This window comes from Streptococcus sp. FSL L8-0526 (assembly GCF_038007145.1).
GTDB classification, from domain to species: Bacteria; Bacillota; Bacilli; order Lactobacillales; family Streptococcaceae; genus Streptococcus; species Streptococcus thermophilus.
Genome location: NZ_JBBOWP010000002.1, coordinates 466,040 through 480,107, shown reverse-complemented (window position 1 = coordinate 480,107; position 14,068 = coordinate 466,040). Strand labels below are relative to the sequence as shown.

Genomic DNA, 14,068 nt, shown 5'->3' with positions numbered 1-14,068 from the left:
ATTTTTTTAGCTGTTTGACGCTATTTTAAAAAGTGCTAAATCAAGTAGATAATCTTTATCTAAAGTTCCTGTTTTTATCTGGTAGTCTGTCTCAACCAGAGTCTTAATCGTTGTCTTTAAAAATGCAACTGATAAATGACGTCTATCTCTTATAGCATAGCGAACCTGAAATGGATTAACTTTCCGACTTAGATAGTCTGAAAGACTTGAAACAATTTGTTGCTCGCTTTTACCTTGAGCAGATAACAATTTGACTTGCAGATAGGTGCGGAATTGTCCCAACATAACAGCAATCAACTTAATCTCATCTTCTCCTTGCAATCGTAAATCATGAACCAATTCACGAACATCTTGAATCTGTCCTCTCAAAAGAAGTTGAGTCATATCAAAAATGTTATCTTGTAAACTTTTAGGAATAGCCTCCGTAATGTCTTGCGATGAGATATTCCCTTCAGTTTTATATCCTTTTAAAAACGCCAGATTCTTTTGAATATCTGAAAAATCAAAACTTGACTTGACTAAGAGTTCCTCAAATACCCCTTTATCAAAAGTGAGTCCCTCTTGATGTGCCTGTTTTTGAAAATAAGTTCTAAGCTCTGTATCCTTTAAAGAGTTAGCTTCAAGTACCAAAGCATCACGTTTTAGGAGTTTAACCAACCGACGCTTCCCATCGAGCTTTCCAGAAGCCATTAATACAAGACGTGTTGTTTCTACAGGTGATTGAAGATAATTTTCAAGACGTTTCAATGCTTTTTCATCTAGATAAGACTTTTTAGAAGTCGTCATATCTGCGAAATGATCAAAAATAACTACCTTTTCATCTGCAAAAAAAGGCATACTTTCCAAATCGAGTTCAGCATCCTGATAATCAGTCTCGGACATATCAAAATAGGAATAGGTCAAGTCGCTTGAATCAAATCCAATTTGTTTTAAAAATTTTTCTTTAGCTTGACTATACTGACCTAAATCCTCGCCAGCCAAGACAGTTATCTTAGGAAGTTTTTCTCTGCTCAGCTTTTCAATCGTTTCCATAGCAATCATGGTTATATTATACCAGAATTTTCATTATAACAAAAAGCTCACCACCGAAGCGATGAACTTTACTTTATTAACCAGAGTTTCGAAGTCCTGTTGCAATACCATTGATAGTAATATGAATAAGACTAATTTCGTCATCAGTCAGATTATTATTACGAAGCCGTTTAATCAATTCAATTTGGATGTAGTTCAAGACGTTGAAGTATGGCAATCGGAAATCCAAACTCGCTTTAAGAAATGGGCTTTCTTCAAGGAAGTCATCATGTTTTTCAATAGCAAGAATGACATTCTTAGTCAGCTGCCACTCATCCAAAATGATGTTAAAGACGCTACGAACTTCTTCACTCTCTGCCAACTGTGCATAGTGGAAGGCAATATTCATATCTGATTTTGAAAGCACCATATCCACGTTAGACAAAAGTGAACGGAAGAATGGCCATGTTTCAAACATGTGTTGAAGTTTTTCAAGGTTTCCTTCTTCAGCTTCAATATAGTGATTAAAGGCAGAACCCACACCATACCAACCTGGTAACATGATACGGTTTTGTGACCATGAGAATACCCAAGGAATAGCACGAAGTCCTGAAATATCAGTAATAGTCTTACGAGCAGCTGGACGAGAACCAATATTTAAACTTGATACTTCCTTGATTGGACTTGCTTCAAAGAAGTATTCATAGAAATGTTCATTTCCGAAGACAAGATCTCGATAAATACCATTAGAATCTTGAACAATACTATCCATAATTTCACGGAAATCAACCAATTCATCAGGATCAGTAATTTGGCGTGTTACCATGCGATCAAGCGTAGCTGAAACTAGCATTTCAAGATTGTAGTAAGCTGCATCCTTATTGCCATATTTATTACCGATAACCTCACCTTGCTCCGTCAAACGGATACGGTCTTTAATAGTACCAAATGGTTGAGAAGTAATAGCATCGTAAGATGGGCCACCACCACGACCAACTGTACCACCACGGCCATGGAAGAAGGTAATTTTAATGCCACGCTCTTCACCAATCTTGGTCAATTCGTTCTGAGCCTTGTAAAGCGTCCAACCTGAAGACAAGTAACCACCATCTTTGTTTGAATCTGAGTAACCCAACATGATTTCTTGGTAGTTATTGCTATTCTTAATCCATCGTTTAACAATATCATAACCAAGGTATTGTTTCATGATTTCATTAGAGTTTTCCAAGTCTTCGATGGTTTCAAACAGTGGAACGATTTGGACACGCGCACGCTCAGTATCAACTAAACCAACTTCTTTAAGAAGGATGGCTAACTCAAACATATCTGAGACGCTCTCAGTGTGAGAGATGATATGTTGTTTGATGACTTCTTCACCAAGATAGTCCTTCAAAAGACGAGCAGTACGGAAGATAGCTAATTCTTTTTCAAGCGTTTCAGACTTAGATACATTTGTTGATGATAAGGTACGTGGATCTTCTTGCAATTCTTTGAGAAGAACAGCAACCTTTTCAACCTCTGTCAATTCACTGTAGTTGTCAACAATGTTTGCAGATTTAAGCAACTCTGCCACACAAGCTTCATGAACGCTTGAATCCTGACGCATATCAATTGTTGCAAGGTAGAATCCAAAGACCTCAACAGCTTGAAGAAGCTCTTCGAAATCACCGGAAATCAAGACAGAATCATCATTTTCGAGAAGTGAATTTTTAATTGCCAAAAGATCGTCATGGAATGCTTCAGCTGTTTCATAAAATTCGGTAGTTTGTTGTGAGACAGCTTGAAGACTTTGGCTGAGACGGTCATGCACAAAATCAGCTACTACTTCACCTGTTGAGACTGAGCCAAGACGAACATTTTCAGAAAGACGCTTAGCAACTCGTTCCTTGCTAAAGTTACCTGCTTTGAAGAAAAGAAGCGTCTGAATCAATTTAGATTGAATGTAACTGAAAGCACGACGGTATGGTTCGTTTTCACGGTAGACAGATGTATCTGGAGAAAGTTTCGCCATTTCTGCTACTGTTTCTGAAACTTCAGTCAAACGTGATGAGAGTGAGAATGAGCGGTAAAGGTTAACAACTTTTTCAATATAGTAATTGAGGATAACTTCACTTTGTAATGTCGCACAAAGTTTAAGAGTTTCTGCCGTTACAAATGGGTTCCCGTCACGGTCACCACCAATCCACATTCCCATTGTAATAGGTGTTGGATTATCAAGTTCGATACCTTTTTCAACCGCTAAACGTTTGAATTCATGCGATAGCTTGGTAATTGCCTTAATCAATGAGGAGTTGTAATACTCCATAACGTTAGTGATTTCGTTTTTAACTTTAAGTTTCTTCTCACGAATGATATCCGTTTTCATCATAATCTCTACATAACGACGCAAATCCGCATACCATTTATCCTCATTAATAAGACCATCCTTGACGTCACGATGCTTACGGAGAAGTTCGTGAATGTGGTTAGTCAATTCAAGCATGGTTTTACGTTGAACCTGAGTTGGGTGAGCTGTCAATACCGGAACGACATTAACATTTTCAAGAATATCACGCGCATTGTCGCTTTCAGCGACAACATCAAAGGTTTCAGACAACTTACCTAAATAAGATTCATCAATATTATTTTTTCGGTTGACTTCATAAGCCAAATCCACGTCCTCAGAGATATTAATCAAGAGAGGTAACAAAGAAAAATAACGTGATGCAACGATCATATCATCATTTGTCATTTCTGAAATAGCTTGTGTAAGGGCCTCATAGTCACCTTCATCATAAAGTTCAACCAAATGTTGGATAGTCGTGAGGCCTTGCTCACCAGCCATGCCTCGTGTTGCATCATCCAACAATTCTTTCAAGATACCAACTTCTTCAGAGATGATTTCCTGGTTGTTACTGCTTTCCAATTTGTTAAGAGCCAAACCGTGTTCTCCTTACTTTATGTAGTACCCTTTTATGATATCACTTTTAAAACAAAAGTAAACTGTTTTTCTGTAAATCGTCAGTTATTTTGCAATTTTCTGACTTATTTGAAAAAAATATTAGTCCTGTTTCCGAACTTTATAAAAAAAGACTCTGAATTAGAGTCTAAAATCTTAATTATACTTTTCTTGATAGAATTTGATTTCATCACCATCTTGAACTTTAAGTTGATTAGCAGCTTTCTCACCGATTTTTCCATTGACATCAAACATCCAATAAATCCCCTTCTCCTTGTCTTGAGAAATTCCATCAATTTCAGTAATAAAACCATCATTTTCTTGAACAGGATATATTTCTTTTAAAACATCAAGGACCGTATCACCATTTTTGAATTCTACGGATTTTTTCTTACTTTCCTTTTCAGTTTTTAAAATCAAAGTAACCTGGCCTTGACCCTTAGACTGATGATTGTTTGTGCTACTAGTAGGTTTAGCAGACTCATTTTTTCCACAAGCACCTAAAGTAACAAGAGAAAAGGCAAGAGCTAAACATATCAATAATTTTTTCATTTCAAAAGTCTCCTAAAAATAGACTGAATAAATGGATAGAATAGAAGCGTCGATACTGCATGATAAGTATCATAAAGAAGGCCAGAAACAACAAAGGTAAGACCGCTCTTAAATAGGAGGCCATAACTATAATCCAAGAGAACTCCGTAGAGAAAGGATAAAATAGTTACCAAAGCAATCTGCCAAACAAGTGATAACCTAGGTGCAATCAAGCTCCAAAGAGCCATCAAAATGCCGAAGGCCAAGATTTGATTAAAAACCCAGGGACCAAACCCAAAGATGAATCCTGAGATTGACATGGTCAAAGCCATAATCAAGAAACCATCTACTAACCCCAAATAAAGGACAGACACAAAAAACATAGCTGTGATAGGCTGAATATTTGGCAATCCTATAAATGCTGACCGCAATCCTACTGCCAGTGCTGACAAAATGGCTATCCGAGCCATTCGTTGAATCGTTAGTTTCATATATCTATTATGCCAGAAATAAGTTGAATTGACTAGGTATGATACTTATTTATTTAATTAAAAAAGAAAATAACTGCTAAAAGAAAGAGGCCAATCACATGATTAGCCTTCCCTGAGTTACATTTGTTTCAAGCGTTCCACCCGTTCTGAAATTGGTGGGTGAGTATAAAAGAGCTTCTGTAAACCAGATTCTTTTTTAGGGTCATTGATAAAGAGGGCTGCGCTAGCATCATCCACGTGATGTTGCATTGGCACACTATTATCAAGTTTGAGTAGAGCATTAATCATACCTTGTGGGTTACGTGTCAATTCGACGCTGGAAGCATCAGCTAGAAATTCACGCTGGCGTGAAATAGCCAACTGAACCAAGGTAGCCGCCAAAGGCGCCAGGATAATGGCAATCAAAGAAAGAATGAGAAGAATAATTTCCAAACCGCTACTTCCATTACGGTCATCATCGTCTCTACGACGACCTCCACCCCAGAACATCATATTACGAGCCATCCCAGCTAGCATGGTAATAGCCGATGCTAAGGCAACTGCTATGGTAGAGATTCGAATATCGTAATTGCGAATATGACTCACTTCATGTCCGATAACCCCTTCAAGCTCCTCACGATTCATAACCGCAAGAAGACCTGTTGTAGCAGCTACTGCCGCATTCTTAGGGCTTGATCCAGTCGCAAAAGCATTCATAGAAGGATCATCGACAACAAAGACACGTGGCATTGGGATTTGGGCCACCATAGCCATGTCCTCGACCACATGATAAAGTTCTGGAGCCGTGTGTTCATCAACTTCTCGTGCACCATTCATGGCCATGACGATATTTGTTGATTGGAAAATCATGGTAATGGCATAGATAAAACCAATAACTAAGGCAAGAATCAGACCACCAAAGCCTGAACCTAACCAAAGATAGCCGACACCGTAGCCAACAAGACCCAACAAGAGGAAAAAGACCAGGAGCAGAAGCCAAGTCCTTCTCTTATTTCGAGCAATTTGATCAAATAACATATTAGTTACCTAGTCCACTGAAATCAACCTTAGGCACAGCTTTTTCTTCTTCTGGTGTTTCAAGGAATTCAGCAGCCTTAAAGCTAAACATCCTAGCAATAACATTACTTGGGAATGTTTCCAATTTCGCATTGTAGTTACTTGTCACACTGTTATAAAGTTGACGTGAATAGGCAATTTTATTTTCAGTGTTCGTCAACTCTTCTTGAAGCTGGCTGAAATTGGCACTTGCCTTGAGGTCAGGGTAACTTTCAGCTACCGCAAAGATTCCAGAAACCTGACGAGTCAATTCATCACTAGCACGCATAGCTTGTGCAGGAGAAGTCGCAGCTGCTACCTGATTACGAAGTTCTGTTACTTTTTCAAGCGTTGAACCCTCATATTTAGCGTAACCTTTAACCGTTTCAATCAAGTTAGGAAGGAGATCATTACGACGTTTCAATTGAACATCAATTTGACTCCACGCCTCCTTGGTTTGCATACGGCTTTTAACCAAGCCGTTATAACTTGCAATAACAAAAATCACAAGAACAACAATAATGGCAATAATAATCCAAATCATATTTTTATTCCTTTCTTATACCTACAAAGAGTCCGTACGACTTCTCTTACAAGTATCTTTACTAGTCTCAGTATATCAAATTTTCAGATAAAAGTGGAAAATATAAGTCGTTTTACAAAAAAAACTGGACAAGATGTTCAGCTTTTTTATTACTCTTTAGTCGTATGTCGTTTACCTTGGGCTATGGCATCTGCTTCTGTCATAGTGACGACATTAGCCTTATTGGTATTGCTAGGCATACTATTGATGTCATACCAATAAACATCTGCTGCTCCATGACGCGCCACATAAACTGTTCTACTTTCTTCTTGTGTAGGTTGCGCAGGCTCTGGATCAGGACTCGGTTGTTCAGCCACTGGTGATCTCTCAGGACTAGGCTCAGATGGTGCCTCAGTAAATTCAGTAACCGTATTTGTCGCTGTTCCATCCGCATAATTTATTTCTGCATTTGGTGATTGGTTATCCAAGACATCATGCGTAACTCCCTGACTGTCGAGAGTCTCCTTATCTCCACCAAGTTTAATTTCCAAAAGATTTCCAGAACTATCAATACCAACATATTGAAGTTCCACTTGACGAGGCAACAACTCGTATCCACTGTAGATAGCTGTTACCTTATAATCTAACCAATAGTTAGGATGGAGTGCCAGCCAGTTATCCAAGCGATTCTCGTAATAAAGCATGCCTGACTGATTACCCTCGTCGGTTCCTTTATAATTTCCAGAGTTTAATCAGGCAGTCATAGGTACTAAATTCTTGCCCTCGTCATTGACACCAGAAAATTGATAGCCAATCCAAATGCCCTCGATTCATTAGCCAAGATTTTGATTTACCATCACCATAATAAAACTTATAGTTATGCCATCCTACAGGATCATATTTTATTTTACCATGATGTTTATTCTTCGGCTCGTCCTTATCTTGTAACTGTATATGAGCACTGTGGGCACGTCCTAGCTGGTCCTTCTCCTCCATGACAAACTGCTTTTGACCATTAAAAGCTAATATACCATTAATCTCATCTGCTTGAGCGACTTGAGGGGGCACAGCCAATGATTGTTTGCTAGCATCTACAGAAACTCCAAAACCTAAAGTAAATACTAAAACAAGAAGAGCAAATAAATGAATTCTACTATTTCTTTTTTCTTTCATTATCTTAACACCATAATATTTTTATGACTTTAATTATACAGGACCAAATCAAAATATATGATTAAAAATAAAGAATAATGAAATTAGGTATATTAAAAATCGGGGACTCCTCATCCGGCAATAAGGTCTTCTCCAAGATAGCTATGCCATAAACTGGCTCCATCTGCTCGTACATCTTGCGCGTCTGTCCTTGTTGGCGTAATTGTTACACATTTTCCACCAGCTGGTTAGCCAAATAATAATGAAAACGATTGAAAGAATAAGGTTACTTACGCACCTGAATCTCAATAATAACCTCAGTTCTATCATTCAACTTAGCTCGAACATCCACCGAGGCTGAAAAGAGCTCATCCTCATCAAAGTCCTTTTTATGAAGCTGTGTCCCCTCCAAAATCTGGGCATCCACAACATCCAAATCCAAAATATCTCAAATAAATGCCACCGTCACCTCAGGAAGACTGAAAATCTTCTCATCCATGATATCCAAGGTCGGTGAGACGTGCTTGTGTCTTTTTTCCATATACCTCTCCTTAAGAAAAAATAGAGGGATGGCCCCTCTACTCCTATCTATTTGGAAAAAGTAAATGAAATATGGAATTACCCTATAAATGCTTCCACAAAGGCCTTGAGTTCTTTATCTGCTTCTGGTGTGGTTCCATGAAGCTGTCCAAGCATGTCGAGAAGCGAGGCTGTCTGACTTTCAATTGTCGCATTGGTCTGATTAATCTTAGCCACAATCTCAGTCAAGGGCTCCACTTCCTCTTCCTCAAAGGTATCCACATAGCGAGGGATATTAAGGTTGTAGTCATTTCCCATAATCTCTTCAAAGCTAGCCAGGTGGGCAAACTTGTCCATATCCTCACGACTCTTATAAGCATTGAGAATCTTCTCAATATGGGCATCTGTCATGATGTTCTGATTTTTCCCCTTATCAAACTCCTTAGAGGCGTCGATAAAGTAAACATCTCGATTGGTGCGGTTCTTTTTGAGAATGATAACCGTCGTTGGAATACTGGTGTTAAAGAAGATATTAGCAGGCAAACCGATAACTGTATCAATTGCTCCTTCTTCTAACAAAGCCTTACGAATGGTCCCTTCAGCATTACCACGGAAGAGAACCCCATGAGGTAGGACGATGGCCATAACACCATTGTCTTGTTTCAAGTGATAGTAACCATGCAAGAGGAAGGCAAAATCAGCCTTAGACTTAGGTGCTAGTTTCCCAAATGGTGAGAAACGAGGATCATCCATGAAACCTGAGCTAGCAGACCACTTGGCTGAATAAGGTGGGTTCATGAGAACCCCATCAAAGTTAGTCGGCTCTTGAGTTGGCCAATCCTCATCCAAGGTATCAGCGTTGTGTAAAAACTGATTTTCAATCGGCACACCATGCAGAATCATGTTCATACGTGCCAGGTTATAAGTTGAGGTGTTCAACTCTTGACCAAAGTAAACCACTGTCTGTGGTTGACGTGAATAGCGTTTGGCATTAAGCAAGAGCGAGCCTGACCCCATAGTCGCATCATAAAGGGTAAAGCCTTGCTTGTCCTCACGTCCTAAAAAGGCAATCTGCGTCATGAGCTTGGCAACAGGTTGCGGTGTATAGAACTCACCAGCTTTTTTACCTGAATCCGTCGCAAACTGACCAATCAGGTACTCATAAGCATCACCAAGCATATCACCAGCATGACCTGCCACATCTAGAACCGCCAACTCCTTCATCACAGCCGCAACCGTTTGGTTTTGCTTTTGAGGAGTCGCTCCGAGTTTCTTAGAGTAGAGGTCGATATCTTCAAAGAGATTTTCATAAAGCTCGTCACTCTGCTCAATATCACGGAAGCCCTGAGCCAAGTCCTCTAACTGAAAGCTTCCATCGTTCACTCGCTCCACTAAAGCCGTAAAGGTCAAGTCAGGATGAATGGCATAGCTCATTTCATCAGTGATGACTGACAAGAGGTCCTCGTGAGTCTCCTCATCCTCATAGTATTTGCGATAGACTGCCAGTGCCTCTTCCAAGCTTTCTGTCTCCTCCTCCACGGTCTCTGCCACGAAAAAGAGCATCTTGTCCGACAAATACTTGTAAAAGACCATGCCCAAGAGATATGACTTATAGTCGTTAGCATCCATCTTAGAGCGGAGCACATCCGCTGAGTTCCAGAGTGCTTGATAAAGCGACTGGGAAGTTTGTGTTGTTTCTGACATAATGTTTCTTTCTTTGTATTTTTGAATGTTATCCTATTAGTTCTAATAGCCTATCACGTTTGTTTCCACTTCCTTGATGACCTCATCTGAAATCTCAGAAAGAGGAAGTTGGTAAATAGTATTTTGACGTGGATTGAAAATGCCTAGTTTTTCAATAGTTTGAAACTCTGGATGAATCGAACGCCTACCCATGAGATAGTAACTCAGTAGCTGCAAGGTATGGTTCTTATTAGGCTTGCTGGTGGTGACTTTAAAGTCCCAAAGGGTATCTTTGGTCAGGAAATCCCCATCACCAGTCGTTATGGTAGCTGTATAAGCCCCTTCCATGGTAAAACCATCCGCAGTCACAGGGCCAAAGGCCTTGAAGAAGCTCAAACTACGCTCAACCATGATACGAATATTCGAAATGGTAGCTTGATCTGGGACAATACTCTCCACTGGACGATAAGCCAGAGGACCCGCACGAAAGGCACTATCAAAACCTGCCAACTGACAAGCCTTAGTAATCGACAAATCATCCAGCCTCTTAACATCATCCAGAAGACCAAAAGCCTTAGACTCCATCCTCATGACTCTAGCCCCAAGCAAGGAAATCTTAAAAGCCTCCTCAACGGTTGTCCCATCCATGAAACGACTAAGATAGTCCACAGCAGTCCCAACCAAACTAGCCGCAATAGACTCCTCAGGATTAAGATCCTGACTATCATAAAGCGTCGTCACAGTAAAAGTCTTGACCGGAAGATAACCACCACGAGGCTGTTTAATCTGTTTGATACGTTGTGTTACTGATACCATGTTGGTCTCCTTAGAAAATAATTTACATTAAACCTTAAATCTCGTGTCTTCCCTCTCAGTAAATATAAAACCTTCCTTCTCCATCTTTTCAAGTCTCAGTTTAATTTTAGAAATGACAGACTCCATATAATCAGTATGCTTATGAGGGGATTCAAACAAATATCTACCAGTCCAAATAGTATACCTCTTGTCCTCAGGAATAATATCAAATCCTTCATAGCCTAGTTCATTCGTAATAATTGATTGAAAAATCCAAAAAGATAAGAACTCCCTATCATCAAATAATTTTATAGCCTCCCAAATAGTATTATCCCAATACTTAAACTTTTCAAATAAACCTTTACTACTTAAATAGGTCAACAGAAAAAAGTCCTTTCTACGTAAGTTTGAAAAAGTCTCAGTATCTATTCTTAAATCAGAATAATATAGTCCTAGTTCGTGAAAACTAAGCAAGTCGTGTTTATTGAGAAAATATATGATTTCAGACTGGTCCAGATTCTCATTCCTAAGGATAGATTCCCACATATTTATAATCCTAGTAATAACATCCTTAGTCAGAGGTGAATCCCTTTCATATGAAGGTATAACCTCATTCAAACTTTCTTGAACAATAAAATTCATTGAAGGACTATTCTTAAACTTTATTGATTCTTTTATTACCATAATCAAAAGTTGTTTTTTCATTTTTTTAGAGAATACTCGGAATTGACTAGATAAGTATTTGTAAAAATCAGATGATTGATCAGAATCAATAATCTCTGAGATTAATTTCTCTGAGTTACTAGTAAACAGTAGTTCTAACTCAATTTTTGTTCGGTTGATTGTTTGCTCGTATAATAAATATTCTAACTTATTCTTTTTGAAACTTGATGGATAATCCGAATTATCTGAACTCTGAATTTCAGATAATTGTTCTTTTATTGTATAACCTATTCTTTTTATATCCAGAAACCCTGACTTTTCTGATTCCTCCACCCTAATTGCTTCATCGTTAAGCAGATTCATATATAAATCTGGATAAAATAGATAAGCATAAATCACAAGTAATTGCTGCTTAACTTGAACGTGTCCTAACTTTCCTCTTGTAAAGAATTCTTGATTGACATAATCATTAAAGTGTTCTCTATCTCGTAGATTCCTGTTCTCAGAACTTATTCTTTTTTTTAAAATCATCAGAAAGTACTGTATTAAATTTATCTTCTAGAACACTAAAATAGTTATTCCATATTTTAGATGGATGCAAATCAAATGGCAGTTCAACTTGTCTATCAATTACTTTTGATAAATAATTATCATCACTTTTATGAACCTTTGTAATATCACCAACAAAAACTATAGGCAACTTTCCATTTATCAAACTGAAAAGTTTATAACTTTCTTCTTGTTGCTTTTCAGACATTCTATCAAAGTCATCAATAATCAGGACTTTCGAAAATTTTGGTAATTTACTTAATGAGAAACAATAAAATTCATTCGATTTTTTCTTAAAAACTTGCCATACAGCAACTATTAATGCTACTACTCCTCCTAGTTTCAGAATCAAAGGTTTTGAGCCACCAAAATAATTACTCAACCCAATATCAACAACATTAGTCATCAGTATAGATACAGCCACTAGCAGGATAATACCCAGTCTTATAGTCCAATATAAAAGAGGATGTAATTTTGAAAATGCAATCTCGATAGTTGAACGAGTATCAGATAACCTCCAAAAATCAATGGTAATAAGTTTATTTTGGGAACCTCTCTTCACTTCTTTTAAAAATTCCGACTTACCAGATCCCCAACTACCATTTAAAAAATATGTTTTATTATCATTGAGTAATTCAGAAAAGTTTTTTGCTGCAACTGTGGTATCAATGTGCTCTAACCTAATGAATTCATGCTCCATACGTCACTTTCTCCTTAGATGAACATATCCTGCAAAAGCTTCTTTTTTAGAGTTTCTAGCTGAGTAATTTTCTCTTGATAAGAATTGATAAAGTTATCGATATTAGAGAAATAGGAGCCTATGGCTTGTTGTTCTTCAAGGGATGGAATCCTAACTGGCATAACTAAAAAATCCTCTGGATGAATACGCTTTGCTTTTCGGGAACCATTCGCAATTAAGCCTTGATATTCGTAAAATTCTCTTCTCATTACATATTCAAGTAAAAATTTAGGATCAATGTTTTGAATATCAAAACTTGGTAAATCCAATGTTGACTGATACCCATCAAGTTCATTCGGGATAATTCCAAATGCTTGATTTTGAAAATCTAGTTTACTGTATATGAACTGTCCAGCTTTGCGAACAAAGTATTGCGTATTCGAGCTACCAGCATATTTCTCTTCCTTTTCTATAACTCCCTTTCCCCAAAGTTTAACAGTAATTTTTTTTGCAGTTAGACCTGTGTCGCCTGAAATTCTACTTTCAGTTAGATAAGGTTCTAAAGTATCTTTTTTCCACTCACCTTCAAAACCATCCAAACGAATCTCAGGAACTGCCTGTCCGGCTTTGGGAAACATCTTGGAGAGCATGGTCGTCTTAATAGATTGATAGTTGGCGAGATTGTCCTTATAGCTAGATAGAAGGTCGTCGAGGGTGCGGAAAAGGGAGCCTATGGCTTGTTGTTCTGCCGGACTAGGCAAATAAATTTCAGCTGATTTTATGTCATTTGAATTAATACTTTCAAAAGTTGATCCCGTAGAGAATCTTGCCCAATAGTGATATTGTTTCATTTTTGTTAATAGTTGAAACAAAAACTCATTTCCTTTTATTGCTGCTACTCCACGACCTAAAACAACATTGTAGTCTGTCTTACCTATATCTCCAACGGGTGCTCGAACACTTAAAATTAGATCACCTTTTTCGGCTAACTTTGTAATCTGTGTTGTCCAGACTCTTGGGACAACCCTACCATTCTGCATATCTGCATTACCTTGTACTAATATATAATCATTTGGATTATCAGTATAGTTTTTACTATCGGGTGATTGCCCCATTACAATGGGTGCTATTTCTGTTAACTTAACATTATCCCAAACATCATTATATTTTTTAAATCTTATTTTTAATTGTCTCATTTTAATTGTCTCATTTTAATATTTCAATACTATAATTGGTTAATCTACTAAGACTTTCCAAAATTTTCGCTTAAAGCTCCATATGTTGCATCATATGGTGAAAAAAATATTCCTTGTTTTGAATAACTAGTATTCCATGTTTCTGATAATCTCTGATTATTCAATTGACTCAATTTCACATTATCTACTGCTTGATAATCACTAAACTCTTTAAAATCAGAGATAAACTGAAAATAATTTTTTAAACCAATTGGAGTATCTGCTAAAATACCGTGCAACAAAATTACTGAACCTTTATTAATT

General features: G+C 37.7%; 12 protein-coding genes and 2 pseudogenes. All 14 read right to left on the bottom strand.

Going from position 1 to position 14,068, the window contains the following annotated elements; all coding sequences use genetic code 11:
- Positions 1–6 precede the first annotated feature (6 nt).
- The 14 genes and pseudogenes from holA to NSQ85_RS09690 all read right to left on the bottom strand — a co-directional run bounded on the left by holA (position 7) and on the right by NSQ85_RS09690 (position 14,046).
- Positions 7–1,041 carry a DNA polymerase III subunit delta gene (gene holA, locus NSQ85_RS09755; protein ID WP_179974423.1) on the bottom strand — a complete coding sequence of 345 codons (1,035 nt, stop codon included), beginning with the start codon at positions 1,039–1,041 and terminating at the stop codon, positions 7–9.
- 67 nt (positions 1,042–1,108) lie between these two features.
- Entirely contained in the window at positions 1,109–3,931 is a 2,823-nt protein-coding gene (gene ppc, locus NSQ85_RS09750) for a phosphoenolpyruvate carboxylase (RefSeq protein ID WP_179974422.1), read from the bottom strand.
- Between the two features lie 174 nt (positions 3,932–4,105).
- Positions 4,106–4,501: a DUF4430 domain-containing protein gene (locus NSQ85_RS09745; RefSeq protein WP_179972857.1), complete on the bottom strand. Its 396-nt coding sequence runs from the start codon at positions 4,499–4,501 to the stop codon at positions 4,106–4,108.
- Positions 4,498–4,971, bottom strand: coding sequence for a membrane protein (locus NSQ85_RS09740; protein ID WP_014608168.1), 474 nt, complete (start codon positions 4,969–4,971; stop codon positions 4,498–4,500). Before NSQ85_RS09740 ends, NSQ85_RS09745 begins: the two co-directional genes overlap by 4 nt.
- A gap of 117 nt (positions 4,972–5,088) precedes the next feature.
- Positions 5,089–5,988 carry a zinc metalloprotease HtpX gene (gene htpX, locus NSQ85_RS09735; protein ID WP_095559312.1) on the bottom strand — a complete coding sequence of 300 codons (900 nt, stop codon included), beginning with the start codon at positions 5,986–5,988 and terminating at the stop codon, positions 5,089–5,091.
- A 1-nt stretch (position 5,989) separates the two neighbouring features.
- Positions 5,990–6,550 (bottom strand): LemA family protein, encoded by a 561-nt coding sequence (locus tag NSQ85_RS09730; RefSeq protein ID WP_084831058.1) that lies wholly within the window; start codon positions 6,548–6,550, stop codon positions 5,990–5,992.
- Between the two features lie 149 nt (positions 6,551–6,699).
- Positions 6,700–7,702, bottom strand: a pseudogene (locus NSQ85_RS09725) (DNA/RNA non-specific endonuclease).
- Positions 7,703–7,799: 97 nt separating this feature from the next.
- A pseudogene (locus NSQ85_RS09720) lies at positions 7,800–8,222 on the bottom strand (PD-(D/E)XK nuclease family transposase); the annotation flags it as partial.
- Between the two features lie 77 nt (positions 8,223–8,299).
- The gene (locus NSQ85_RS09715; protein ID WP_179974420.1) at positions 8,300–9,904 is read right to left on the bottom strand and encodes a type I restriction-modification system subunit M; all 1,605 of its coding nucleotides are present in this window, start codon (positions 9,902–9,904) and stop codon (positions 8,300–8,302) included.
- Between the two features lie 42 nt (positions 9,905–9,946).
- The gene (locus NSQ85_RS09710) at positions 9,947–10,699 is read right to left on the bottom strand and encodes a hypothetical protein (RefSeq protein WP_179974419.1); all 753 of its coding nucleotides are present in this window, start codon (positions 10,697–10,699) and stop codon (positions 9,947–9,949) included.
- Between the two features lie 27 nt (positions 10,700–10,726).
- Positions 10,727–11,872 (bottom strand): NTPase, encoded by a 1,146-nt coding sequence (locus NSQ85_RS09705; protein WP_232087367.1) that lies wholly within the window; start codon positions 11,870–11,872, stop codon positions 10,727–10,729.
- Positions 11,844–12,590, bottom strand: a complete 747-nt coding sequence (locus NSQ85_RS09700; RefSeq protein WP_232087366.1) for a P-loop NTPase fold protein — start codon at positions 12,588–12,590, stop codon at positions 11,844–11,846. The genes NSQ85_RS09705 and NSQ85_RS09700 overlap by 29 nt, the downstream gene beginning before the upstream one ends.
- A 14-nt stretch (positions 12,591–12,604) precedes the next feature.
- Positions 12,605–13,765: a restriction endonuclease subunit S gene (locus NSQ85_RS09695; protein ID WP_100273616.1), complete on the bottom strand. Its 1,161-nt coding sequence runs from the start codon at positions 13,763–13,765 to the stop codon at positions 12,605–12,607.
- Positions 13,766–13,812: 47 nt separating this feature from the next.
- On the bottom strand, positions 13,813–14,046 hold the full coding sequence (locus NSQ85_RS09690) for a hypothetical protein (protein ID WP_179974418.1): 234 nt from the start codon (positions 14,044–14,046) through the stop codon (positions 13,813–13,815).
- Positions 14,047–14,068 lie beyond the last annotated feature (22 nt).